Origin of the sequence: Achromobacter denitrificans NBRC 15125, from assembly GCF_001571365.1 — a bacterium.
Taxonomy (GTDB): domain Bacteria; phylum Pseudomonadota; class Gammaproteobacteria; order Burkholderiales; family Burkholderiaceae_B; genus Achromobacter; species Achromobacter denitrificans.
The window spans coordinates 34,340-59,244 of record NZ_BCTQ01000004.1 but is presented as its reverse complement, the minus strand read 5'-3'; the positions used below and the strand labels follow the sequence as shown (position 1 = coordinate 59,244).

At 68.5% G+C, this 24,905-nt stretch carries 23 protein-coding genes; 9 read left to right on the top strand and 14 right to left on the bottom strand.

Annotated elements, in window-relative coordinates:
• Positions 1–77 precede the first annotated feature (77 nt).
• The gene (locus ADE01S_RS05085) at positions 78–953 is read right to left on the bottom strand and encodes a LysR family transcriptional regulator (RefSeq protein ID WP_062680385.1); all 876 of its coding nucleotides are present in this window, start codon (positions 951–953) and stop codon (positions 78–80) included.
• A 145-nt stretch (positions 954–1,098) separates the two neighbouring features.
• On the opposite strand from ADE01S_RS05085, the gene ADE01S_RS05080 reads away from it, so the two are divergent.
• Positions 1,099–1,542, top strand: a complete 444-nt coding sequence (locus tag ADE01S_RS05080; protein WP_062680384.1) for an NUDIX hydrolase — start codon at positions 1,099–1,101, stop codon at positions 1,540–1,542.
• Positions 1,543–1,546: 4 nt separating this feature from the next.
• Here the strand turns inward: ADE01S_RS05080 and ADE01S_RS05075 are convergent, their stop codons facing one another.
• A complete protein-coding gene (locus ADE01S_RS05075; protein ID WP_062680510.1) occupies positions 1,547–2,443 on the bottom strand; it encodes a LysR substrate-binding domain-containing protein in 897 nt (298 codons plus the stop codon).
• A 124-nt stretch (positions 2,444–2,567) separates the two neighbouring features.
• On the opposite strand from ADE01S_RS05075, the gene ADE01S_RS05070 reads away from it, so the two are divergent.
• The 4 genes from ADE01S_RS05070 (at position 2,568) to ADE01S_RS05055 (ending at position 7,798) form a co-directional block, all read left to right on the top strand.
• A complete protein-coding gene (locus ADE01S_RS05070; protein ID WP_062680383.1) occupies positions 2,568–3,992 on the top strand; it encodes an amidase in 1,425 nt (474 codons plus the stop codon).
• Between the two features lie 8 nt (positions 3,993–4,000).
• Positions 4,001–5,272 carry an MFS transporter gene (locus ADE01S_RS05065; protein ID WP_062680382.1) on the top strand — a complete coding sequence of 424 codons (1,272 nt, stop codon included), beginning with the start codon at positions 4,001–4,003 and terminating at the stop codon, positions 5,270–5,272.
• A gap of 227 nt (positions 5,273–5,499) precedes the next feature.
• Positions 5,500–6,309: an aminoglycoside phosphotransferase family protein gene (locus ADE01S_RS05060; RefSeq protein WP_062680381.1), complete on the top strand. Its 810-nt coding sequence runs from the start codon at positions 5,500–5,502 to the stop codon at positions 6,307–6,309.
• A 94-nt stretch (positions 6,310–6,403) separates the two neighbouring features.
• The gene (locus ADE01S_RS05055) at positions 6,404–7,798 is read left to right on the top strand and encodes a GntP family permease (protein ID WP_062680380.1); all 1,395 of its coding nucleotides are present in this window, start codon (positions 6,404–6,406) and stop codon (positions 7,796–7,798) included.
• Here ADE01S_RS05055 and ADE01S_RS05050 read toward each other — a convergent pair.
• Positions 7,777–8,688: a LysR family transcriptional regulator gene (locus ADE01S_RS05050; protein ID WP_062680379.1), complete on the bottom strand. Its 912-nt coding sequence runs from the start codon at positions 8,686–8,688 to the stop codon at positions 7,777–7,779. The two genes, ADE01S_RS05055 and ADE01S_RS05050, sit on opposite strands and share 22 nt — an antisense overlap.
• Before the next feature lie 112 nt (positions 8,689–8,800).
• Between ADE01S_RS05050 and ADE01S_RS05045 the strand changes: the two genes are divergently transcribed.
• Both ADE01S_RS05045 and ADE01S_RS05040 read left to right on the top strand, forming a co-directional pair.
• Positions 8,801–9,544, top strand: a complete 744-nt coding sequence (locus tag ADE01S_RS05045; protein ID WP_062680378.1) for an SDR family oxidoreductase — start codon at positions 8,801–8,803, stop codon at positions 9,542–9,544.
• A 359-nt stretch (positions 9,545–9,903) separates the two neighbouring features.
• Positions 9,904–10,788, top strand: a complete 885-nt coding sequence (locus ADE01S_RS05040) for a crotonase/enoyl-CoA hydratase family protein (RefSeq protein ID WP_062680377.1) — start codon at positions 9,904–9,906, stop codon at positions 10,786–10,788.
• Positions 10,789–10,810: 22 nt separating this feature from the next.
• On the opposite strand, the gene pdeR is transcribed toward ADE01S_RS05040, so the two are convergent.
• Positions 10,811–12,808, bottom strand: coding sequence for a cyclic di-GMP phosphodiesterase (gene pdeR, locus ADE01S_RS05035; RefSeq protein ID WP_062680376.1), 1,998 nt, complete (start codon positions 12,806–12,808; stop codon positions 10,811–10,813).
• Between the two features lie 294 nt (positions 12,809–13,102).
• Positions 13,103–14,098, bottom strand: coding sequence for a Bug family tripartite tricarboxylate transporter substrate binding protein (locus tag ADE01S_RS05030; protein WP_062680375.1), 996 nt, complete (start codon positions 14,096–14,098; stop codon positions 13,103–13,105).
• Positions 14,099–14,318: 220 nt separating this feature from the next.
• Between ADE01S_RS05030 and ADE01S_RS05025 the strand changes: the two genes are divergently transcribed.
• Together ADE01S_RS05025 and ADE01S_RS05020 are read left to right on the top strand one after the other, a co-directional pair.
• On the top strand, positions 14,319–16,094 hold the full coding sequence (locus tag ADE01S_RS05025; RefSeq protein ID WP_062680374.1) for an IlvD/Edd family dehydratase: 1,776 nt from the start codon (positions 14,319–14,321) through the stop codon (positions 16,092–16,094).
• Positions 16,095–16,104: 10 nt separating this feature from the next.
• A complete protein-coding gene (locus ADE01S_RS05020; protein WP_062680373.1) occupies positions 16,105–16,788 on the top strand; it encodes a GntR family transcriptional regulator in 684 nt (227 codons plus the stop codon).
• A 40-nt stretch (positions 16,789–16,828) separates the two neighbouring features.
• Here ADE01S_RS05020 and ADE01S_RS05015 read toward each other — a convergent pair whose 3' ends face one another.
• The 9 genes from ADE01S_RS05015 to ADE01S_RS04975 all read right to left on the bottom strand — a co-directional run bounded on the left by ADE01S_RS05015 (position 16,829) and on the right by ADE01S_RS04975 (position 24,837).
• Positions 16,829–17,452, bottom strand: a complete 624-nt coding sequence (locus ADE01S_RS05015) for a cysteine hydrolase family protein (RefSeq protein ID WP_062680372.1) — start codon at positions 17,450–17,452, stop codon at positions 16,829–16,831.
• Positions 17,453–17,595: 143 nt separating this feature from the next.
• Positions 17,596–18,345 carry an amino acid ABC transporter ATP-binding protein gene (locus tag ADE01S_RS05010; protein ID WP_075873431.1) on the bottom strand — a complete coding sequence of 250 codons (750 nt, stop codon included), beginning with the start codon at positions 18,343–18,345 and terminating at the stop codon, positions 17,596–17,598.
• 28 nt (positions 18,346–18,373) lie between these two features.
• Positions 18,374–19,066, bottom strand: coding sequence for an amino acid ABC transporter permease (locus tag ADE01S_RS05005; RefSeq protein ID WP_062680370.1), 693 nt, complete (start codon positions 19,064–19,066; stop codon positions 18,374–18,376).
• Positions 19,067–19,071: 5 nt separating this feature from the next.
• Positions 19,072–19,851 carry an amino acid ABC transporter permease gene (locus ADE01S_RS05000; RefSeq protein WP_062680369.1) on the bottom strand — a complete coding sequence of 260 codons (780 nt, stop codon included), beginning with the start codon at positions 19,849–19,851 and terminating at the stop codon, positions 19,072–19,074.
• Between the two features lie 16 nt (positions 19,852–19,867).
• Positions 19,868–20,770 (bottom strand): transporter substrate-binding domain-containing protein, encoded by a 903-nt coding sequence (locus ADE01S_RS04995; protein WP_062680368.1) that lies wholly within the window; start codon positions 20,768–20,770, stop codon positions 19,868–19,870.
• A gap of 66 nt (positions 20,771–20,836) precedes the next feature.
• Positions 20,837–21,991, bottom strand: a complete 1,155-nt coding sequence (locus ADE01S_RS04990; RefSeq protein ID WP_062680367.1) for an aminotransferase class V-fold PLP-dependent enzyme — start codon at positions 21,989–21,991, stop codon at positions 20,837–20,839.
• 27 nt (positions 21,992–22,018) lie between these two features.
• Positions 22,019–22,420, bottom strand: a complete 402-nt coding sequence (locus ADE01S_RS04985) for a Zn-ribbon domain-containing OB-fold protein (protein ID WP_062680366.1) — start codon at positions 22,418–22,420, stop codon at positions 22,019–22,021.
• A gap of 9 nt (positions 22,421–22,429) precedes the next feature.
• Positions 22,430–23,590 carry a thiolase family protein gene (locus ADE01S_RS04980; RefSeq protein ID WP_062680365.1) on the bottom strand — a complete coding sequence of 387 codons (1,161 nt, stop codon included), beginning with the start codon at positions 23,588–23,590 and terminating at the stop codon, positions 22,430–22,432.
• The gene (locus tag ADE01S_RS04975; protein ID WP_062680364.1) at positions 23,590–24,837 is read right to left on the bottom strand and encodes a CaiB/BaiF CoA transferase family protein; all 1,248 of its coding nucleotides are present in this window, start codon (positions 24,835–24,837) and stop codon (positions 23,590–23,592) included. The genes ADE01S_RS04980 and ADE01S_RS04975 overlap by 1 nt, the downstream gene beginning before the upstream one ends.
• Between the last annotated feature and the right edge of the window lie 68 nt (positions 24,838–24,905).

The window sequence follows — 24,905 nt, the reverse complement described above, 5'->3', positions numbered from 1 at the left end:
AAACCGCGGCGCCCAAGAGCCATGCAGCCAGGCTCATAGCTGCTATTCAGCGGGCCCCGCCCTGGGGGGACTAAGGGTTAATGCCGAGCGATGCGGTGCGCGCTGGCCAGCAATTCGCTCACCAGCGGCAGCGGCTGGCGGTTCGCCAGGGTGATCGCGACCACGCGCCGCCGCAGGATCGGGCTGTGGACGCGGATCTTGCGCAGGCCGTACTCGTTGAGCAGCTTGTCGGGGATACGCGACGGCAGGATACAGGCGCCCACGCCCGAGGACACCAGCTTCAGCATGGCGTCGATGGTCTCGGCTTCGGCCACGAATTCGGGCTCCAGCCCCGCGCTGTGGATCATCTTGCGCAGCGCGTAGTGCGGCGGGAACCCCACCAGCCGCAAGTTCATGGCGGCCAGGTCGACGTTGTCCATCAGGGGCTGGTCGGCCAGCACGATGAGGCACATATCGTCGTCGAACAGCGTGGTCGAGGCCAGGTTGTCGGAGGCCACCGCCGAATCGTAGACGAAGCCCACGTCCGCCTTGCCCGCCTCCACCAGCGCCACCACTTCCGGCGAGCTGCGGCCCATGACGGAGAGGTTCACGTGTTCATGGCTGCTGACGAAGCTGGCCACCACCTCCGCCATGAAGTAATAGCTCAGCGTATGCACGGTCGCCAGCCTGACGGTGCCCTGGGTCACGCCCTCGCGCTGGCGCACGGCCTCCAGCGCGCGGTCGATGCTGCGGTAGGCCGGCAGGATACCGTCCAGCAGCCGCGCGCCGGCCTCGGTCAGCTCGACCCCGCGGCCGGTGCGGGTGAACAGCGGCTTGCCCACGTGCGCTTCCAGCGCGGCCAGCTGCCGGCTCAATCCGGACTGCGTCTGGTCCAGGTCCTCGGCGGCCCGCGACAGCGATTTCAATTCGGCGATCCGCAAGAAATAGCGCAACTGCCGGTCCGGTGTGTCCATGCTGCAACCCCTGATTTCAATCCCATGCGCTCGTGTCGGCGCGAGGCGACAGTGTGCACCAGGGACGGGACGCGGCACTACGGGGATTTGCGCTAAGGCGCGGCTGGCGTACGCTAGGGCCTGTCCCCATCCCAAAGAGCCCCGCATGACCGATTCCCCGCCGCAGCGCCCCCTCCCCGCCACGATCGCCGCCGTGGTGCGCGACGGCCGTGTGCTGCTGGTGCGCCGCGCCAACCCGCCGGACGCGGGCTGCTGGGCGTTTCCCGGCGGCAAGATCGAGGCGGGCGAGCGTCTCGAAGCCGCCGTCGCGCGCGAACTGCTCGAAGAAACGGGCGTGCGCGCCGAGCCGCTGCGGGTATTCGACGCGGTGGACGTCTTCGACCGCGACGCGGCCGGCGCCCTGCGCCGCCATTTCATCCTGATCGCGGTGCTGTGCCGCTGGCAATCCGGCGAGCCGGTCGCGGGCGACGACGCCAGCGACGCCCGCTGGGTGCCGCTGGCCGAGCTGGAGGGACATGCGCTGGCCACGAGCTTCGGCGTGGCGGAGCTGGCTCGCAAGGCGGCCTCGCTATCGATCGCCGCGCCCTAGCGCTTCAGGCAGGCGCCCCCAAGCTGCTTTCCAGCAGCCAATCCCGGAACACCCGCGCCTTCTCCGGCAAGGCGCCCCTGCCCGGCCATACCAGGTAATAGGCGAACTCCTCCAGCCTGGCGTCGCCGGCCAGCCGGACCAGGCGTCCGGCCGCCACTTCGTCCTGCACCATCGCCACGGGCAGCAGGCCGGCGCCCTGACCCGCGGCCACGGCCTGTAGCAGCAGGCTGCCGTCATCAAAGGCGGGCCCTCGCGGCATGCCCGCGTCATCCACGCCCTGCGCCGCGAACCACAGTTGCCAGCCGTTGCGCGCTTCGTCATGCACGCGCGGCCAGCGCAACAAGTCCCGCGCGCCGGCCGGCATGCCCAGCTTCGCCGCGAGAGCGGCCGATGCCACCGGCACGACTTCCACGGTTAGCAGGTGTTCGCTTTGCAGTCCGGCGTAGCGGCCCAATCCGTGGCGGATCGCGACGTCCGCGCCGCCCGGGCCGAAGGCCGCCAGCGCGTTGCCGGTGACGACCTGCAGGTCGATCTCCGGATGGCGGGCATGGAAGTCATACAGCCTGGGGATCAGCCAGGCCGACGCGAAGAACGCGGTGGTGCTGACCGTGAGCACGCGGCTCTCAGGCGGCAGGGCGATGCGGGCGGATGCGGCCAGGATCTGGCGGAAGGCGCTGCGCACCGGCGGCAGGAAATCGCGCCCGGCGTCCGTCAGCTGGATGCCGCGGTTCACGCGCAGGAACAGCGCCACGCCCAGGTGCTGCTCCAGCGACTTGATCATCTGGCTGACCGCGCCGGGTGTCACGCACAGTTCCCGCGCTGCATCTTTCACGGACAAATGGCGGGCCGCGGCCTCGAAGGCACGCAGCGCGTTGAGCGGCGGCAGTCGCGGGCTGGTCATGTCCATAGCGCTTGATGATTTAGTTTTTCTAATTCAAATTAAATAGAAATCATGGTTTGTCCGCACGCCGCATAGATATTAATTTGAATGGGTCTGTGACGAAATCATGATGAATAAAGAATAGATGAACTATACGGAAGATATCAAGGCCGCCGGCCTCCTCCAACTCGACCTGCTTGCGCTCGCCGCCCTGATCCGGTCGGGCCAGGTCTCGCCGGTGGAGATCACGCGCGCGCAACTGCGGCGCATCGCGACCCTGGACGGAGACCTACGCAGCTATGCTCATGTGACCGCGGCCTCCGCGCTGCAGGAAGCGCAGACCGCGGAAAGGGAGATACGCCAGGGTTGCTACCGGGGCCCCGTGCATGGCGTCCCCATCGCGCTGAAGGACCTGTTCCGGCGCAAGGGCGTGCCGATGGCCGCCGGCACCGCGATCCACCGCGGCACGCCCGCCGACCACGACGCCACGGTAGTCGGCCGCCTGCGCGATGCGGGCGCCGTGCTGCTCGGGCAACTGCAGATGACCGAGGGCGCATACTCCGATCATCACCCCGACGTCGCGCCGCCGCTTAACCCCTGGAACGCGGATTACTGGACCGGCATCTCATCCAGCGGAGCGGCGGTGGCGACGGCCGCCGGCCTGTGCTTCGGCGCGACCGCCTCGGACACCGGCGGCTCCATCCGCTGGCCCTGCGCCGCCACCGGGCTGACCGGCATCAAGCCAACCTGGGGCCGCGTCAGCCGCCACGGCGTATTCGAACTGGCGGCCTCGCTGGATCATGTCGGCGTGATGGCGCGCAGCGCGGCCGACGCTGCGGCGCTGCTCGAAACGATCGCCGGAGCCGACGCGAAGGATCCGACCGCGCTGCAGGCGCCGGTTCCGCGCTACACCGCGCAGACCGAAGCCCCGGTTGGCGGCCTGCGGGTCGGCGTGGATCCGGACTGGAACGCCAGGGACGTGGATCCGCAAACTCGGCGCATGATGGAGGCCGCGATGCGGGTCTTCGAACAGCTGGGCGCGACCCTGGTGCCGCTGCGCTTCCCGTCCGAGGAAGCGGCGCAGGCAGTGCGTGACTGGGCACCGCTCTGCGCGGTGGAAGCCGCGGTTGCGCACGCATCCACCTATCCCTCCCGCAAGCAGGAATACGGACCGGTGCTGGCCAGCGTGATCGAAAAAGGTCGCGCGCTGCCGGGCCAGGCCTACCAAGACATCCTGTTGCGCCGCCTGGCCATGCGCGGCCGGATCGACGCCGTATTCGCCCACGTCGACGCGCTGCTGATGCCGGTACAGCCCATGCCGCCACTCACCCTGGACGCCATCAGCGTGCTGGGCGCGCAGCCGGGGCTGGTCGAAGCCTTGCAACGCTATACCTGCGTGTTCGACATGACGGGTCATCCCTGCCTGACGCTGCCCGCCGGCCAGTGCGAAGCCGGCATGCCGATGGGCCTGCAACTGGCGGCGGCCCAGTTGGGCGAGCCTGTGCTGTTCAGGCTGGGCGCCGCCTTCCAGGCGGCGACAAGCTGGCACCTGCGCCGGCCGGCGTTGTGAGGTCGACGATGAAGATGCATGCACCAACCGGCGCCGCCCAGCCCACCGCCAGCCGGATCTTCCACGGCTGGCGGGTGGTAGCCGCTGCCTTCGCCGTCACCTTGCTGGGATTTGGCAGCGCCTATTCATTCAGCGCATTCGTCGACGCCCTGCAGCGCGACTTCTCCGCCACGCGCGGCGCGGTATCGCTGGTGTTCTCGCTGGCGGGCTTCCTGTACTTCGGCTTCGGCGTGGTCAGCGGTCCGCTGGCGGATCGTTACGGCTCGCGCCGCATGGCATGGATAGGCATGGCGCTGGTGGCGCTGGGCCTGGCACTTGCCAGCGCCGCCCGGAACATGACGCAGATCTACCTGGCCTACGGCCTGGGCGTCGGGCTGGGCGTGGGCTGCGCCTACGTGCCGGTAGTAGGCGCAGTGCAGCGCTGGTTCCTGCGCCGGCGCGGACTGGCCTCGGGGCTGGCGGTCAGCGGAATCGGCGTGGGCACGCTGCTGGTGCCGCCGCTCGCCTCGGCGTTGATCGACCAGTGGGGCTGGCGCGTCGCCTATATGGCGCTGGCCGCTGCGGTGGCGGTCCTGGGCTGCGCCGCGGCGCGCTGGGTTGAAAACTCGCCGCAGGACCGTGGACTGCAACCCGACGGCGACGCCGCGCCCGCGGCTTGCGCAGCGCGGGCATCCACACTGTCCAGCGTGCCGGCGCTCGCAGCCATCCGCAGCAAGGTCTTCGTCCTGCTGTACCTGGCAAGCATGGCCGGCGCCTTCGGCGTCTTCGTGCCCTTCGTGCATCTCATCCCGTATGCCTTGGATCATGGCATCGCGCCAGGACTGGCCGCGCTGTTGCTGGGCATGGTGGGCGTGGGCAGCACGGCGGGCCGGTTCCTGTTGGGCACGCTGGCCGACCGCCTGGGCCGGCGCGCCTCGCTCGCCACGATGTATGCCGGCATGGCCGCGTCGCTGGCGATATGGGGCGCTTGCGGCCAGTTCTGGACACTGGCGTTGTTCGCCCTGGTCTTCGGCGCCTTCTATGGCGGCTGGGTGGCACTGATGCCCGCGGTGGTCATGGATTACTTCGGCGGCCGCCACGTCAGCGGCATCATCGGCACGCTCTACACCAGCGTGGCGTTCGGCACGCTGATCGGCCCGGTGGCGGCGGGCCATGCGTACGACCTCAGCGGCTCCTACCTGCTGCCCATCGTCGCCAGCGCGGCGGGCAATGCGGTGGCGGCGGCGATCACCTGGCTGTTGCCGCGCCGCTCCGACCCGGCGCCACTGCGCCGCGGCTAGCGGCTGCCTCTTCCAGGTTGGCGGCGATCGGGGTGATGCGGTCGTGTATCCGCCGCCCCTTGCGGGTCAGCGCCAGCCGGTTGCTGCGCTGGCCCTCCGGATTGGCCTTGCGCGCAAATGGGTTGCAGGATAATTTCCGCGTTCACGCAGGCGCAAGACTATCATCAAGGCACATTGCATCCCCGCCGGCGCCTATCGCCCGCATCCGAGACCCCGCCGACACGCCCATGTTCGATACCTATCTCTCCCGCTGGAAGCTGGCGCCCGACGGCGCCCCCATCGTCACCCACGCGGCGCGGCTGCTTCCCGTGCTGCACGAGGGCCAGCCCGCCATGCTCAAGGTCTCGCACGAAGAAGACGAGAAGCAAGGCGGCGTGCTGATGCGCTGGTGGGACGGCGACGGCGCGGCACGGGTGCTGGCGCACGACGACGAGGCCATCCTGCTGGAACGCGCCACCGGCGCGCGCTCGCTGGCCGAATACGCCCGCAACGGCCGGGACGACGAAGCCACCCGCATCATCTGCGACGTGCTGCGGGCGCTGCATGCCCCGCGCGCCGCGCCCCTGCCGGCGCTGCGCCCGCTGGAATCCTGGTTCGCGGACCTGTGGCCGGCCGCCCGCGCCCGCGGCGGGCTCCTGGCGCACAGCGCCCGCCACGCCCGGGCCCTGCTCGACAACCAGCAGGACCTGGCGGTGCTGCATGGCGACGCGCACCACGACAACATCCTGGACTTCGGCGAGCGCGGCTGGCTGGTGATCGATCCCAAGCGGCTGCACGGCGAACGCGCGTTCGACTATGCCAACATCTTCTGCAACCCCGACCTGACCGACCCGAATCCCCCGGTGGCCGTGGTGCCCGGCCGCTTCGAGCGGCGGCTGGAGATCGTGGCGGCGCAGGCCGGGCTGGACCGCCGCCGGCTGCTGCAGTGGGTGGTGGCCTGGTGCGGGCTCTCGGCCGTCTGGTACCTGGAAGACGGCGACGACGCCGCGGTCGACCTGAATATCGCCGCCCAGGCGCAGGCGCTCCTCGACCCTTGACCCCCCGCGGTGCCCGGCCGCGCGTCAAGAGCGTCGGCTCGATGAGGTATGGTGTAGCCCCTCACCCCTTATCTCATCATTCCTGGAGCACCGAATGACCGGATTGTTCATCGTGGTGGCGGCGCTGGCGTTTCTGATGCTGGCGGCGTATCGAGGCTATAGCGTGATCCTGTGCGCGCCCATCGCGGCGATGGGCGCCGTGCTGTTGACGGACCCGTCGGCGCTGGCGCCGGTCTTCTCGGGCATCTTCATGGAGCGCATGGCGGGTTTCGCCAAGCTCTACTTCCCCGTCTTCCTGCTGGGCGCGGTGTTCGGCAAGCTCATCGAGCTGTCGGGCTTTTCGCGCGCCATCGTGCAGGCCGTGCTGCGCCTGATCGGCGCCGAGCGCGCCATCATGGCCATCGTGCTGGTCTGCGCGGTGCTGACCTACGGCGGCGTTTCGCTTTTCGTGGTGGTGTTCGCGGTGTATCCCTTCGCCGCCGAAATGTTCCGCCAGGGCGGCATCCCGAAGCGCCTGATGCCCGGCGCGATCGCGCTGGGCGCGTTCACCTTCACGATGACGGCCCTGCCCGGCACGCCGCAGATCCAGAACATCATCCCCACCACCTTCTTCGAAACCACCACCTGGGCCGCGCCGTGGCTGGGCCTGATCGGGGCCGCCTTCACGCTGACGACGGGCATCGCCTACCTGGAATGGCGCCGCAAGCGCGCGGCCGCGGCCGGCGAGTCCTACGGCACGGACCTGCGCAACGAGCCGGCCACGCCGCCGAGCGAACGCGACCACCACCCGCTGGTCGCGCTGCTGCCGCTGGTGGTGGTGGGCGTGGCCAACTACCTGCTGACGCGCTGGATCCCGGGCTGGTATCCGGCCGGCTCCGAGGTGGCGCTGCCGGGCCTGGCCAAGCCCATGCCGGTCAACGCCGAGGACCAGGTCGCGCTGTGGGCGGTCATGGGCGCGCTGATCGCGGGCATCTTCACCATCCTGCTGTTCTCGTTCCGGGCCATCAAGACGCACTTCGCCGAGGGCAGCAAGAGCGCGGTATCGGGCGCGCTGCTGGCCTCCATGAACACCGCGGCCGAGTATGGCTTCGGCGGCGTCATCGCCGCGCTGCCGGGCTTCCTGCTGGTGGCCGACGCGCTCAAGGCCATTCCCGACCCGCTGGTGGGCGAAGCCGTGGCCGTGACCTCGCTGGCCGGCATTACGGGCTCGGCCTCGGGCGGCATGAGCATCGCCCTGGCCGCCATGGCCCAGACCTTCATCGACAGCGCCAACGCCGCCGGCATCCCGATGGAGGTGCTGCACCGGATCGCCGCCATGGCGAGCGGCGGCATGGACACCCTGCCCCACAACGGCGCGGTGATCACCTTGCTGGCCGTGACCGGCCTGACCCATCGCCAGTCCTACGGCGACATCTTCGCCATCACCCTGATATCGACCCTGTCGGTGTTCCTGGCGATCGCGGTGTACTACCTGACCGGGATCGTCTGAGCGAAGGCGGGGGCAATGACCTCCGCCAGCCACTGCGTGAACACGCGCACCCGGGCCGACACCTGGCGGTTCTGCGGGTACAGCACCGACACCGGCATGGGCGCGGGCGGCATGTCGGGCAGCACGATCCTGAGCTCGCCGGCCGCCAGCTCGCGCTCGATGCGGTAGCGCGGCACCTGGATCAGCCCCAGCCCCGCCAGCGCGGCGCCGGTATAGAGCTCGGCGCCCGTGACGCTGACCGCGGCGCGGGGCCGCAGCTGCACGTTGCGCCCCTCGACCATGAAATCCAGCGGCATGCTGCGCCCCGTCGCGCTGGACAGGTAGTCCACGGCGCGGTGCCCTTCCAGGTCCTCCAGGCGCGTCGGCTCCCCGTGGCGCGCCAGATAGGCGGGGCTGGCCACGGTCACCTGCGGCATCAGGGCGATCTGCCGCCCGACCAGCGAGGAATCCTGCAGCGCGCCCGTGCGCAACACGCAATCCACGCCTTCGCGCACCAGGTCGACCAGGCGGTCGTCCTCGCCCAGATGCAGCACGATGTCGGGATAGCGTTCCAGGAAGCCCGGCAGGCCGGGCATGACGAAGAAGCGCGCCAGCGTGCCCTGCGCATTGACGCGCAGCAGGCCCTTGGGCGCGGTGTCCAGGAAGGCGCCGTCGGCCTCTTCCAGGTCCGCGAGCAGCCGCAGGCAGCGCCGGTAGTGGGCCTCGCCGTCGTTCGTCAGCCGCACCTGGCGGGTGGTGCGCTCCAGCAGCCGCGCGCCCAGGCGCGCTTCCATCCGCTTGATCAGGTTGGTGACCGTGGGGCGCGGTATCCGCAGGTCTTCGGCCGCCTTGGAAAAGCTGCCCCGCTCGGCGATGCGCACGAATACCCGCATTTCCTCGAAACGGTCCATGGCGCTCTCATTATTAACGCAAATGAAATTATGTTAGCGAATATAGAGTAATTATCTTTTTCGCGAAATAGTCCATGATTCGTTTCACCCCTATTCCCCAAGGAGAAACGCCATGAGCCCCCCCGCCCCGCAACGCATCGCCCTGGTCACCGGCGGATCGCGCGGCATCGGCGCCGCCATCGTCGGCCGGCTCGCCCGCGACGGCTACGCCGTCGCCGTCAACTATGCCTCCAGCGCGGCCGAGGCCGACGCGCTGGTCGCCGGCATCCGCCAGGCCGGCGGCCGCGCCATGGCGGTGCGCGCCGACGTATCCCGCTCCGCGGAAGTGCGCGCCATGTTCGATCAGGTCGAAGCCGGGCTGGGCCGCGTCGACGTGCTGGTCAACAGCGCCGGCATCCTGGAAATGAAATCGCTGGCCGAAACCAGCGACGAGCTGTTCGAGCGGACCTTCGGCATCAATACCCGCGGCACCTTCAACACGCTGCGCGAGGCGGCCGCCCGTCTGGCCGACGGCGGCAGCATCATCAACGTGTCGAGCACCACCGTCGCGCTCAACCTGCCGGGCTACTCCGTCTACATCGCCAGCAAGGCGGCGGTGGAAGGCCTGACCCAGGTATTCGCCAAAGAACTGCGCGGACGCCGCATCACCGTGAACGCGGTGGCGCCGGGCCCGGTGGCGACGGAACTGTTCATGAAAGGCAAGAGCCCGGAACTGATCGAGCACTACGCCAAGCTGCCGCCCCTGGAACGCCTGGGCCAGCCCGAGGACATTTCGGGCGTGGTGTCGTTCCTGGCAAGCCCCGACGCCGGTTGGGTCAACGGCCAGATCCTGCGCGCCAACGGCGGCGTCGCCTGAACCCGAAAACCGGGTTCCTCCCGCCCGGCCCGGCACCCGTGGCGCTTGCCGCGCTTCGCTTGCGGGCCGCTCTCCCTCCTCCCTACGCATGAGCCCGCGCGCCCCGCCGGGCGCGCGGCGCGTCGCCCGGACAGCCGCGAGTTTGCGTGCGTCCTCATCCGTTCTACCCAGACGCCCCTCGCCTGATGGGTTGAGCGGGCGCGGACGCGCCGCCATTTTTTCCATCGATCGCTCCGGCCTTTGACCTACGGACAAGTCTGGCCAGTCGCATGAGGTTTGCATGAGACGGAGGCCGGAAGGTCTGTATTAGGCTGAAGCCGCAGTACTCCGACTCACCTTGATCGATTGGACGAAAGCAAATGAATCAACTCATTCATCCGGACTGCCACCCCTTCACCGCAGCAGGCAATCTGAAACAGATCTCCGCGTTTTACGAGGAGGGACGTCGAGTCATGTGGATGATGCTCCGGGCGCAGCCGCGCCCATGCTTTAATCACGAACTGATCGACGAGATCATGACCCTGGCTCGCGCCGCCAAGGACTCCGGCCTGCCCATCGACTTCTGGGTCACGGGCTCGCTGGTGCCCCAGATCTACAACGTCGGCGGGGATCTCAATTTCTTCGCGGAAGCCATCCGCACCGGCAAGCGCGAGGCCCTGCGGGCCTATGCCCGGGCTTGCGTGGATTGCGTGCATGCCGCCACGCGGGGCTTCGACACCGGCGCGATTTCGCTGGCCATGATCGAAGGCACCGCGCTGGGCGGCGGCTTCGAGGCCGCGCTGGCGCACCATTTCGTGCTGGCCCAGAACAGCGCCCGCATGGGCTTCCCCGAAATGGCGTTCAACCTCTTCCCGGGGATGGGCGGCTATTCGCTGGTGGCCCGGCGCTCCGGCATGAAGCTGGCCGAGGAACTGATAGGCACGGGCGAGTCCCATACCGCCGAATGGTTCCACGCCAGGGGCCTGGTGGACGTGCTGTTCGAGCCGGGCGACGCCTACAAGGCCACGCGCACGTTCATCGACACGCTGCGGCCCAAGCTCAACGGCATGCGCGCCATGCTGCGCGCGCGCCAGCGCGTGCTGAGCCTGCCGCGCTCCGAACTGATGGACATCACCGAGGACTGGGTCGAGGCCGCCTTCTCGATAGACCCCAAGGACCGCGCCTACATGGAGCGCCTGGTGATCGCGCAGAACCGCCGCAGCGCCGTCACGGCCGACGCGACGATGGAAGCCACCATGCACTGATCCCCGCCGCGCGCCGGCTGCGTCAGGCGATCAGATGCAGCCGGCGACGCTGGGTCAGCCAGGCGGTGAACTCCGCCGCCGGCATGGGCTTGGCGTAGAGATAGCCTTGCTTGGCGTCCACGCCCAGCGTGTCCACGAACACAGCCTCTTCCGTGGTTTCGACGCCTTCGGCGATCACCTTCAATTCCAGCGTGCGCGCCACCGCGACGATGGCGCGCGCCAGCGCCTGCGAAACCGGGTTCTCGTTCACGCCGCGCACGAAGCTGGCGTCCAGCTTGATCGCGTCCAGCGGAATGCGGGCCAGTTGCGACAGCGACGAATAGCCGGTGCCGAAGTCGTCCAGGTGGACGCGCGCGCCCAGCTGCCGGAACTGCTTGATGAGCTCGATGGCGGCGTCTTCGTCGTCGATCAGGCAGCTCTCGGTGAGTTCGATATCCAGCTGGCAGGGATCCAGGCTGGCGTCGCTGATCGCGCGCATGAATTCGCTGACCACCCCCTTGTCGTTCAGCTGACGCGCCGACATGTTGATGGCGATCCGGATGTTGAGCCCGTCGCGCTTCCAGGCGGCCGCCTGCCTCGCGGCTTCGCGCATGACCCACACGCCCAAGGGCGAGATCAGGCCGGATTCTTCCGCGTAAGGAATGAAGGCGCCCGGGCAGACCATGCCGCGCTCGGGCGAGCGCCAGCGGACCAGGGCTTCCACGCCGTCCACCTCGCCGGTGCGGCCGGCCAGCTTGGGCTGGTAGTACAGCATCAGGTGGTCTTCGGCCAGGGCCTTGCGCAGATTGGTGTCCAGCCAGACGTAGTCGGCGTTGCGGCGGTCCATGTCGGGCTGGAACACGCGGTAGGTATGGCGCCCCGCTTCCTTGGCCACGTACATGGCGATGTCGGCGCTGCGCACCACGCTGTCCAGGTCGGCGCCATGGTCGGGATACATGGCGATGCCGATGGAGCAACTGGTGTAGACCTCGATCAGCCCCTGGCGGAACGGCTCGCGCAGGCGCTCGATGATGCGTTGGGCGGTGGCTTCCAGTTCCCAGGGCTGGGCCGCCTCCTGCAGCACGATGAATTCGTCGCCGCCCAGGCGCGCCAGCGTCTGCCCTTCCGACAGGCAGGCCGAAATGGCCACCGCCACGGCCTTGAGCAGGTGGTCGCCGAAGCCGTGGCCGTAGTGGTCGTTGATGCGCTTGAAATTGTCCAGGTCCAGGAACAGCACGCCACCCCGCGCGTCCGGGCCGGCCGCCAGCGCCGCCTTCAGCCGCGTCGTGATCGCGTGGCGGTTGGGCAGGTTGGTCAACATGTCGGTGTTGGCCAGCACGCGCAGGCGTTCCTGCGCCTGGCGCTCTTCCGTGATGTCGGTGCCCGAGCAGATCAGGTAGACGCGCTTCTCGCCGCTGCCGCTGGTGACGAACTTGTTGCGGAACAGGAACAGCCGCGGGCCCTTGACCGTGTTGATCACCCGTTCGGCTTCGTACGACTGGCCGCGCTTGTAGAACTCGGCGATGTTGCGGCGGGAGGCGACGGCCTCTTCGCGCGTCATGAACATCTCGAACACGCTGCGGCCGACGATGTCCTGCTCGCGCTTGCCGGTGTATTCCTCGCTCAGCTTGTTGAAGCGCTGCACGCGGCCGTTCTGGTCGACGATGACGATGACCGAATTGGCTTCGGACACCACGGTCTCGGCGAAGGACAGCCCTTCGACCAGGTCCTTGGCGACGGATTCGGTATCGGAATGGGCGGAGGCCGTGCCTGCCCATTCGTTCGGATTGATCTTGCGGCCGACCAGATGCAGGCGCAACATGTCGCCGTACAGCGCGATGTCGATGCGCACGCTGGATGTAATGCCCGTCAACGCGCGTATGGCCGCGGCCTGTTCCGGCCTTAGCGCCATGGCGATGTTGGCTGCGCCCTTCACCGCCGCCAGTTCGAATGCATCGCTATCGGCGGCGAGTCGCCAATACGGGCTATGCGTACCGAAATGCGCGTACAGGATCGATCTTTCGTCCTGGTTCTCTGTCATTGTGGTATCCCCCTGCCGTCCTAGGATGGCCCGCAAAGTACATTACGGCCTAGTCAATTCGGGGTCAACCTCCCCGTGAAGGGCCGACAGACGTTTATTGCGGAATATTGCACCCACGCACCGCGGCGGCGCGGAGTCCCTGCGAAAGCGCAATCGATTTGACGCGCGCGCGCGGGCTTTCGCGCAAGCCTTGTTGCGCGCCCGAGACAGCCGCGCGCAAACAACGGCGCCGGAAATTCCTCGCGGAACTTCCGGCGGGTGAGGCAAAGGCGCAACCTCGGCGCGCGCAGGCGCTCAGTCGCCCTTGACGCCGGCCTCGTCGATCACCTTGGTCCAGCGGGCCAGTTCCGCCGACACGCGGGCGCCGGCATCGGCCGGCGTGGTCCAGGTGGCGATCGCGCCCTGGGCCAGAAGCGACGCCTTCACGTCGGGCTTGGCCAGGATCTTCTTCAGTTCGCCGTTCAGGCGGTCCACCACCGGCGCCGGCGTATTGGCCGGCGCCACGATGCCGAACATCGAGCTCACCTCGAAGTCCTTCAGCCCGGCCTCGGCCGCCGTGGGCACGTCGGGCAGCGCGTCCACGCGCTGCGGCGAGGTCACCGCCAGCGCGCGCAGCTTGCCCGCCTTGATGTTGGCCTGGGCCGCCGGCACGGTTTCGATCATGCTCAGCACCTGCCCGCCCATCAGGTCGGTCATGGCCGGGCCGCTGCCCTTGTAGGGCACGTGCAACACGTCCACGCCGGCCGTGCGCTTGAACATCTCGCCGGCCAGGTGCTGCGGCGAGCCGTTGCCGGCCGAAGCCATCGTGATGAAGCCCGGCTTGGACTTGGCCAGCGCGATGAACTCCGCCAGCGTCTTCGCCTGCACCGACGGGTTCACCACGAACACCAGCGGCACCGTGCCGACGATGGAGACGGGCGCGAAACTCTTCTCCACGTCATAGGTGACGCGGCCGCGGTACAGCGCCGCGTTGATGGAATGGCTGGTCAGCGCGCCCATCAGCAGCGTGTAGCCGTCGGCCGGCGCCTTGGCGACCTGGTCCGCGCCGATGTTGCCGGCCGCGCCCGCGCGGTTCTCCACCACCACCGTCTGGCCCAGCGCGCCCGTCAGCTCCTGCGCCAGCACGCGGCCGATCACGTCGGTCGCCCCGCCCGGAGGATAGGGAACGATCAGGCGGATGGGCTTGTCGGGATAGGCATCGGCGGCCAGGGCCGGAGCGGAAACGCCGGCGCACAACGCCAGCAGGGAAAACAGCACGGCGCGACGCGGCCGCAGACGCAGGTCTGACATGTAGGTCTCCTGCCGGGGTGGGTATAGGAATGAAAGGGACGCCCGGCTCGTCAACCGCGCCAGTGTAGGATCAGCTGCTTGATTGAAGAATCAGAATTTTTCTATCGACTGATAGAGAATAAAGATCAATTAAACCGGCCGAACAAAGCGCTTGCCCCCGCTTTCAAAGGCTGGATATGATGCAGCCACCCGATTATCAATAATATTATCGAGAGCGAAAATGACGGACGAGACCAAGCACGGCAAGCCGGCCCCCGGGCCTTTCGACAGCGCGGGCGCGGCCGCGCGCGGCGTGGCCCGCGGCCTCACCAACTATGGCGACACCGGCTTTTCGCTCTTCCTGCGCAAGGCGTTCATCAAGGGCGCCGGCTACACCGACGACGCCCTGTCGCGCCCCATCATCGGCATCGTCAACACCGGCAGCAGCTACAACCCCTGCCATGGCAATGCCCCGCAGCTGATCGAAGCGGTCAAGCGCGGCGTGATGCTGGCCGGCGGCCTGCCGATGGACTTCCCCACCATTTCGGTGCACGAGAGTTTCTCGCAGCCCACCAGCATGTACCTGCGCAACCTCATGTCGATGGACACCGAGGAAATGATCCGCGCCCAGCCCATGGACGCCGTGGTGCTGATCGGCGGCTGCGACAAGACCGTGCCCGCCCAACTGATGGGCGCGGCGTCCGCCGGCGTGCCCGCGATCCAGCTGGTCACCGGATCCATGCTGACCGGCTCGCACCGCGGCGAACGCGTGGGCGCCTGCACCGACTGCCGCCGCTACTGGGGCCGCTACCGCGCCGAAGAAATCGACGCCGAGGAGATCGCGGACGTTAACAACCAGTTGGTGGCCAGCGTCGGCACCTGTTCCGTCATGGGCACCGCCAGCACCATGGCCTGCATCACCGAAGCCCTGGGCATGATGGTGGCGGGCGGAGCCTCGGCGCCAGCCGTCACCGCCGACCGCGTGCGCGTGGCCGAGAAAACCGGCGCCACCGCCGTGGCCATGGCCGCCTCGCGCCTGACCCCCGACCGCATCCTGACGGGCAAGTCCATCGAGAACGCCTTGCGCGTGCTGCTGGCCATCGGCGGGTCCACCAACGGCATCGTCCACCTCACGGCCATCGCCGGCCGCCTGGGCATCGACATCGACCTGGCCGGGCTGGACCGCATCAGCCGCGAGACGCCCGTGCTGGTGGACCTGAAGCCCTCGGGCCAGCACTACATGGAAGACTTCCACCATGCCGGGGGCATGCCGGCGCTGCTGCGCGAACTGCGCCCCTACCTGCACCTGGACGCGCTCACCGTGTCCGGGCGCACCCTGGGCGAAGAGCTCGACGACGCGCCTCCCGCCTTCGCGCAGGACGTCATCCGCACGGCGGCCTCGCCCATCTACCCGGTGGGCGGCCTGGCCGTGCTGCGCGGCAACCTGGCGCCGGGCGGGGCCATCATCAAGCAGTCGGCGGCGAACGCCGCGCTGATGGAGCACGAGGGCCGCGCCGTGGTATTCGAGGACGCCGAGGACATGGCGAAGCGCATCGACGACGAGGCGCTCGACGTCGCCGCCGAAGACATCCTGGTGCTCAAGCGCATCGGCCCCACCGGCGCGCCCGGCATGCCGGAAGCCGGCTACATGCCCATTCCCAAGAAGCTGGCGCGCGCCGGCGTGAAGGACATGGTGCGCATCTCCGACGGCCGCATGAGCGGCACGGCGGCGGGCACCATCGTGCTGCACGTCACTCCCGAAGCCGCCATCGGCGGCCCGCTGGCCTACGTCCGCAACGGCGACCGCATCCGCCTGTCGGTGGCCCGCCGCGAAATCGCCCTGCTGGTGGACGACGCCGAACTGGCGCGCCGCGCCGAGGCCCAGCCCATCAGCCGGCCCGTCGCCGAACGCGGCTACCGCAAGCTGTTCCTGCAGACCGTGACCCAGGCCGACCAGGGCGTCGATTTCGACTTCCTGCGCGCCGGCGTCACCCGCGACACCGTGCCGAAGAAATAGGCGCCCGCCCATGAACGCCATCTCGCCCGAAGTCCTTCCCGCCCAGGCGCCCGACGCGGTGCAGGCCGCCGTAGCGGCCGTGGAGGAAGACATCGTCTTCGGCCGGCTGCATCCCCGCGAACGGCTGACCGAAGACGACCTGATGGCGCGCTTCTCGATGAAGCGCCACGTCGTCAGGCAGGTCCTGGCCGACCTGGAGCTGCTGGGCGTGGTCGAGAAAAAGCGCAACGTGGGCGCCGTGGTGCGCGCCTTTTCCGCGCGCGAGGTCCTGGAGCTCTACGCCCTGCGCGAGGTGCTGGAAGTGCATGCCGCCAGCCTCATGCCGCTGCCCGTGCCGCAGGCGCGGCTGGCGGCGCTGGTGGCCGTGCAGCGCGAGCACGATGCCGCCGTCGCCGACGGCGACGCGCGCCGCGTGTTCCGCAGCAACCAGCGTTTCCATCACGAGTTCTTCAGCCTGCTGGACAACGCGGTGCTGGGCCAGGCCATCGAGGAATACGCGCGCCGCACTCATCCCATCCGCTTCGGTTCGCTGACCTCGGCCGCCTACCGCGAGCGGTCCCGCCAGGAGCACTGGGCCCTGATCCACGCGCTGCGCGACGGCGACCGCGACGCGCTCATGGCCGTCTGCCGCAATCACCTCGTGCCCTCGCGCGACGCCTACCTGGCCTCGGAGCAGGCCCGCCCCGCCGGCTAGGGCCTGTTCACGCTAAAGGGTCCTTGCGCAGTCAAAGGCCCTAGGCCAGCAAGGACAGCGCCTCGGCCTGCGACAGCACCGTGCTGCGGGACTCGAACGCCGTCGCGAACAGATGCTCGTGCACGACCGGATCGGGGTCGTAGCAGCAATCCTTGACTGTGTAGAGCCGGAAATCGGCGTCGCTGGCATAGGCGATCGACGACAGCATCACGCCCGTGGACGCGATGCCCGCCATCACCAGCGTATCCACCCCCGCCGCCGACAGCCGCAGCTCCAGGTCGGTGCCGAAGAACACGCTGGCGCGATGCGCCAGGATCAGCGGCTCGTCGGCCCGCCTGCCGAGTTCCGGGGAAATTTCGTCGTCCACGAACAGGCCCAGCCGCTTGATGCCCTGCCCGTTCTTGTTCAGCGGACTGACTTCCGGGTAGCCCTGGCCGAAGCCGATCCGGGCGAAATACACGGCGACGCCCTTGCGCCGCGCCGCCTCGCAAAGCGCGCGGGTCTTGGCCAGGAGCGTGGGCGCCACCGCCGGGAACAGCGCCATGATGTCCGTCTGATAGTGCATGACCAGCAGCGCCGTGCGCGCCGGGTCGAGCGCGAACCCGGCGGCGGCCGGCTTCCGGTTGCCGGCGTCGGCCGGCGCGGATTCGGGGTGTGGAGGCATGATGGCGGCAGGATAGGGACGGTTCCTGAATCTAGCACGGCGCCGCCCTGGGCGACCCGGCCGTCAACCTCGCGGACGGCCCCGGCAATGGCCTCGACGCCTTCGCCCGCGCCGGCCTTCCGGCCCGGGGGCCCCGGTTCCGGTCAATGCACCACCTGATCCAGGAAGCGCCGGGTGCGCGCATGGACCGGGGCATCGAAGAGCTGGCCGGGGCAGCCCTGCTCCACCACCTGCCCTTCGTCCATGAAAACCACCCGGTCCGCGACCTGGCGCGCAAAGCCCATTTCGTGGGTCACGCAGATCATCGTCATGCCGTCGGCCGCGAGCGACAGCATGGTGTCGAGCACTTCCTTGACCATCTCGGGGTCCAGGGCCGAGGTCGGCTCGTCGAACAGCATCACCTTGGGACGCATGCAGAGCGCCCGGGCGATCGCCACCCGCTGTTGCTGCCCGCCGGACAGCTGGCCCGGATACTTGCCCGCCTGGTTGGCGATGCGCACCCGGTCCAGGTAATGCGAGGCGCGCTCGCGGGCTTCGGCGCGCGACACGCCCTGGCAGTGCACCGGCGCCAGCATGCAGTTCTCCAGTACCGTCAGGTGGGGAAACAGATTGAAGCTCTGGAACACCATGCCCACCTCCTGCCGGGCGCGCGACAGCGCCGCGCCCGCCTGGGCCAGGGCGTGGCCCAGCACCATGACTTCGCCGTCGGTGTAGCTTTCCAGCCCGTTGACGCAGCGGATCATGGTGGACTTGCCCGAGCCCGAGGGCCCGCAGACGATGACGCGCTCGCCCTGGGCCACCTCCAGGTCGATGTTCTTCAGGACGTGGAACTCGCCGTAGTGCTTGTTCAGCCGGCGCAGCTGGACGGCGGGCGTGGCGCTGATCGGGGTCATGATCGTTCTCCTGGTGGGGCCGGCGCGCTCAGGCGTGCGCGGCCGGGGTATTGCGCTTGCGCAGATAGGCGACGGCCTGCGAGGCCAGCACGCAAATCAGCAGGTAGGTCGCGGCGATGGTCAGGTACATTTCCACCAGGCTGGCGTCGCGCTGCGCGATTTTCGAGGCCGCGCCCAGCATGTCGGTGATCGAAAGCACGTAGACCAGGGAGGTATCCTGGAACAGGATGATGGTCTGGGTCAGCAGGATGGGGCTGACCGAGCGCAGCACCTGCGGCAGGATGACCAGCCAGTAGGTCTTGGCCGTGGACATGGACAACGCCCGGCAGGCCTCGTACTGCCCTTTGGGCACGGCATTGAGGCCTGCCCGGATGATCTCGGCGTAATAGGCCGCCTCGAACATCGCGAACGTGATGAAGGCGGTGTACACCGGCCCGACCGGCACCGGCCGCGCCGCGCCGGTAGCCCACATGAGCAGCATGGGCACCAGGAAGAAAAACCAGAACAGCACCATGATGAGCGGGATGGCGCGCATCAGGGTGATGTAGGCGGTGGCCAGCGGCGCCAGCACCGGCACGCGCAGGTGGCGCGCCAGCGCCAGCGCCACGCCCAGCACCAGCCCGCCGACGAAACTGCTGACGGTCAACTGCAGCGAAAAGCCCAGGCCTTCCAGCAGATAGGGCGCGGCGCGCTCGATGGCGCCGAAGTCGAAGCTGTTCATGGCCGTCACACCTCCTTGAGCGATTTGCGCCAACGCATCAGGCTGCGCGTCCGGCCGCCCGGCGCGGCCTCGGCCTGCTGCCCCGGAATGCGCAGCCGGCCCTCGATCACGCGCATGCAGACGTACACCAGGCAGGCCAGCAGCAGGTACAGCAGCGTCGCGGCGCCGAAGGCCTGAAAGGTCTGGAAGGTGAATTCATTGATCTGGCGCGCCTGGGCCGTCAGTTCCAGCACGCCGATGGTCAGCGCCACCGAACTGTTCTTGAAAATGCCCATGACCTCGCTGGTGAGGGTGGGAATGATGATGCGCAACGCCTGCGGCAACAGCACCAGGCGGTAGACCTGCAGGCTGCGCATGCCCAGCGCCTCGGCGGCCTGGCGCTGGCCCGGCGGCAGCGCTTCGATCCCGGCCTTGACCTGCTCGGCCACGCGCGCCGCCGTGTACAGCGCCAGCCCCAGCAGCGCGGGAATGACGCTGCCCCAGGGCGGCGGAACGGCCTTGATCGCGTCGCCCCAGGCGCGGGGCAGCAGCTCCGGCACGACGAAGTACCAGACGAACATCTGCACGATCACCGGAATGTTGCGGAACACCTCCACGTAGATCCGCGCCAACGCCGCGATCAGCCGGTTGCGCGCGGTGCGCGCGCAACCCACCGCCAGGCCCAGCGCGAAGGCGATCGCCCATCCCGCCAAGGCCAGGAACAGCGTCCAGCCCAGTCCGGTCATCAGCCAATCCAGATAACGCTCGCCGCCTTCCGGCACTTCCTCGAATAGCACGCTGAACATGGCCGCCCCGCCGTCGTCAAAAATCGACTTTGTCGCTGGGCGAAGTGATCCGCTCGCGCAGCCGTTCGGGAATCGGGAAACTCAGGTTGACGTTGCGCGGCGGAATGGGCGATTCGAACCACTTGCGGTAGGCCTGCTCGAAGGAGCCGTCCTTCATCATTCCCGTCAGCACGCCGTCCACCAGGGCCTTGAAGGGCGCGTCGTCCTTCTTGAACATCAGGCCGTAGTAGCCCGGATCGTAGCCGCCCTCCAGGAAGACGAAGGCCGCCGGATCTCGCGAATTGGCGCGCTCGCCGGCCAGCAGGATGTCGTCCTCCAGGAAGGCGACGGCGCGCCCGTTGCTCAGGGTCAGCATGGATTCGCCGTGGTCCTTGGCCTGGATCACGTTCATGCCCAGCTTTTCCTTGTCGTTGGCGGCGCGCACGAACCCCACGGCGTTCGAGCCCTGGGTGACCACCACCGTCTTGCCCTTGAGATCGGCCGGCTGCTTCAGGCCTGAATCGGCGCGCACCAGCCAACGCGGCTGGCTGGCGAAGGTGGCCACCGAAAAGGACACCTGCTTCTGGCGCGCCAGATTGTTGGCCGTGCCGCCGCATTCGATGTCCACGGTGCCGTTGACCACCAGCGGGATGCGGTTGGAGGAATTCACTGCCACCTGCTTGACCGCCAGGCTGGACAGGCCCAGCTGCTGCTTGATGCGGTCGACGATGGCCGCGCACAGGTCCAGCGAAAAGCCCACCGGCTTCTGCTGGCCGTCCAGGAACGAGAAAGGCACGGAGGATTCGCGGTAGCCCAGCGTCACCGCTCCGGTTTCCTTGATCTTCTGCAAGGTGGACCCCGTGTCCTGGGCCCAGGCGGACGACAGGCCCAGCGCCAGCGCGCAGGCGGTGGCGTAGCGGGAGAACGTGCTGTTTTTCATGTCATACCCCTTGTGTGAAGCCTGGCCTCGGGACCGGGCAATTAGCATGGCAGGCGGCACCCCTGTTCAAGCCGACGCCGGCGCCTGCAAGCCGGCGGCGATGATCCCGGCGACGCGATCGACGTCGTCCGGGGTATTGAAGACGCCGAACGATACGCGCACGCCGTCGCGTTCCGGCGAAACGCGCACGCCCTGCTGCGCCAGGTAGCCCGTCCATCGTTCGGCGGGCAGGTCCAGCACGTAGATGTGCGCGCGGCGGCTGCGCTCGCGCGGGCCCACCAGGCCCACGCCGAGCGCGTCCATGCGTTCGATCAGTCGGTCGCCCAGCGCCAGCACGTGGCGCTCGATATTGGCGACGCCCACGCTGTCGATGAGATCCAGCGCGGCATCCAGGGCGTGGATGTCCGCCAGGTTGTAGTTGCCGATCTCGAAACGGCCGGCATCCTCGCGCAAGGCCAGGTCGTCGGGGTCGGCGATCAGATCGGCCGGCGGGCGGGCCAGCCCCGCCGTGGCAAGGTAGACCGGCCGCAGCTCGGTCAGCGCCGCGTCCACGTACAGCAGGCCCAGCCCTTGCGGCACCAGCAGCCCCTTGTGGCAGCCGGCGGCCAGCATGGACACGCCCATTGCCTTCACGTCGACCGGCAGCACGCCGACCGACTGCATCGCATCCACCACCAGATAGATCCCGCGCTCGCGGCACAGCCGCCCGATGTCGGCGACGTCGTGGCGATGGCCGGCATGGAAGGTGACGTGGGACAGCGAGATGGCCCGGGTGCGCGCATCCACGCGCGGCGCGAACAAGGCGGCGTCGGCCACGCCCCCTTCCAGCCTGACGAAGCGCACGTCCACCCCGCGCCGCTTCAGGTTCAGCCAGGCATAGGCGTTGTTGGGGTGGTCGCCCTCGATCAGCAGCACGTTGTCGCCCGGGGCGAAATCGATGGCATTGGCCGCGATGTTCAGGCCTTCCGAGGTGTTCTTGGTGAACGCGAGCTCGTCGGCCCGCGCGCCGAGGAAGGCCGCGGCGCGGGCGCGCACCCGCTCCACCCGTTCAAGCCAGACCGGCTTGGGGCCGCCGTAGTCGCTGGCCTCCTGGTAGAAGGCCTCCAGCGCCTGGCGCACGCTGCCGGCCAGCGGCGACTGGTGGGCGGTGTCCAGGTACAGCATCCGCGAACTGGCGGGAAAATCCCCGCGCAAGGCGGAGCAGGCATGGAAATCGGTCATGGAGGATCTACCGGAAAGGGTTGCGCCTCAAGCCAGGCGGAAGGCCGCGATCTTCTGGCCCGGCCCGTGCTCGACGAAGGTGGCCAGCACCGCCTGGCCGATCAGGGACGCGCCTTCGGTCGGCGCGCCCGGCAACTGGCCGTAGAGGCAAGGCCCCTCTTCCAGCTCGATGGCGGCGAACACATACGGCGCCTCCGCATTGAAGCCGTCGTGATGGGTGCGGCGCACGGTGGTATGCGAGATCACTTTCCCGCGCCCGCTGGCCGGCACCCATTGCAGGCCGTCTTCGCGGCAGAATGGGCAACATACGCGCGGATAGAACACGTGGCGGCGGCACGCGCCGCAATACTGGATCATCAGGCGGCCGTCGTTGCAGCCCTGCCAGAAGGGTTGGTTCAAGGCATTGATCCGCGGTTGGGGCTTGAGCATGTCGACTCCTCAATGAACGCGTTCGAGAATGGCGGCGCTGGAACACAGGCCGCGGCCGTAGGCCACCATGCCGTAGCCGGACACCAGGCCCAGCCGGCAATCCAGCTGCCGGCCCGTCGCGCGGCCCAGCAACTGGGCGGCGGCCTCGTAGACGCCGATCATCCCGCCGCTGGCGCCGGCCTGCCCGGCCGACAGCTGGCCGCCGCCGGTATTGACGGGCAGCGCGCCGCGCCAGCTCAGGTCGTTGTTGCGGACGTACTCGTGGGCGCGGCCGGGCTCGCACAGCCCCAACCCTTCCATCTGCACGAAGGCCATCACCGGATAATCGTCGTACAGCTGGGCGAACTGCATCTGCCCGGGTTCCACGCCGGCGCGCCGGTAGAGGCGATCCGACAGGCCCGACCAGCCGCCCGGGACCGCATAGGGATCGTTGGCCGGATAGTTGTGGATTTCTTCCGCCGCCAGGATGCGCAGCGACGGCCCCTTGAGCCCGGCGGCCACGCGCTCCGACGCCAGCACGATGGCGTCTCCGCCCACGCAGGGCATGACGCAGTCGTACAGGCGCAGGGGATCCGCGATGGGCTTGGCATGCAGGTAATCGTCCAGCGTGAGCGGCGTCTTGAAGAGCGCGTTGGGATTGCGCAGCGCGTTCTCGCGCAAGGCCACGCAGAAGCGGCCGAAATCCTCGGGCGTGGCGCCATGCCGCTCCATATAGAGACGGGTGTGCAGCGCGAACATGCCATTGGCCCCGCCGAACCCCTGCGGCGACATGTATTCCTTGATGGAGCCGTTGAAACGGTCCAGGGTTTCGTTGTGGGCGGCGACGTCGAAGGCGTCGGCCGCGAGCACCAGCGCCACGTCGCAGGCGCCATCGCGGATGGCGCGCGCCGCGTGGGCCATGCCGATGATGCCCGAGGCGCCGCCATACAGGCCCTGGAACAGGAAGCGCGCCTCGATGCCGAGGTGCTCGGCCACCGTCGGCGCATTGTCGGGCGGCAGCAGGAAGCAGGTGACGGCCAGCCCGTCCACGGCGCTCCACGGCAGCCCGGCGTCGGCCAGCGCCGCCGCGCCTGCCTCGTACATCAGGCGCTGCACGCCGCGTTCCGAACGCTTGGCATAAGGCGCCTGCCCCGCGCCCACGATCCGCACTCCTTCGAACATCCCGGCCATCAGATCACTCCCTGCGCGGTCAGCGCGTCGAATTCCTGCGGCGATACGCCCAGCAGGCCCTGGTAGATTTCGCGGTTGTCGGCGCCCAGCGCGCGGCCGGCGTGGCGCACCTCTCCCGGGGTGTCCAGGAAGCGCGGCACCACGCCTTGCATGCGCACCTGCCCGAAATCGTCGTCGGGCACCGACACGATGTTCTGGCGGGCCTGGTAGTGCGGGTCGCGCACGATGTCGCTGATGTCCAGCACCGGCCCGGCAACCACCTCGGCCTCTTCGAACAGCGCCATGACGGCCGCGCAGTCGCGCTCGCGGAACCAGCCGGCGATGATCTCGTCCAGGGCCTTGTCGTGTTCGCAGCGCGAGGCGTTGTCGACGAAGCGCGGATCGGTGATCAGTTCCGGCATGCCCAGCGCCTGCGCCAGCCGCTCGAACGTGCGCTGCGAACTCGCCGAGATGCCCACCCAGCGCCCGTCGAGCGTCTGATAGGTATTGCGCGGCGAATCCTCCGCTAGGCGATTGCCCAGGCGCTGCTTGACGATGCCCAACTGGTCGAACCCGATCACCTGGGATTCGACCAGGCGGAACAGCGGCTCGTAGAGGCTGACGTCGATCTCCTGGCCCTGGCCGTTGCCGTGGTCGCGGTTGTAGACGGCGAACATCGCCGCCATCGCCGCGAAGGTCGAGGCCACCGAATCGGCCATGGGAAAGCCCGGCAGCGTGGGCGGCCGGTCCGGCGCGCCGGTGAACGACGGGATGCCCGAAAACGCCTCCGCGATCGTGCCGTAGCCGCCGCGCCGGGCGTAGGGGCCGGTCTGGCCGAATCCCGACACGCGCACCATGACCAGGCGCGGATTGATGCGCGCCAGCTCCTCGTAGCCCAGCCCCCAGCGCTCGAAGGTGCCGGGGCGGTAATTCTCGATCAGCACGTCGGCTTCGCGGATCAGCTCGCGAAACAGCTCCTGGCCGCGCGGATGCGACAAGGTCAGCGTGATCAGCCGCTTGTTGCGGGCGATCACCTTCCACCACAGCGACAGCCCTTCCTTCATCGGGGTCCAGTGGCGCATCGAATCGCCGGAACCCGGCAGTTCCAGCTTGATGACGTCGGCGCCGAAGTCGGCCATCTGGGTGGCCGCCAGCGGTCCGGCGATCATGTTGCCCGCGTCGATGACGCGCAGGCCCGCGAGCGGACCCTTGCGAGTCGCCTGCGCGGCGGGTTCGGCACGATGTGCGGTTTCGGGAAAAGTGGACATGGTGGGTTTCGATCTCACTTGGAAAGAAAATCTGCCCTGTGATAAACTTCCGAATATTGGAAGTTTTT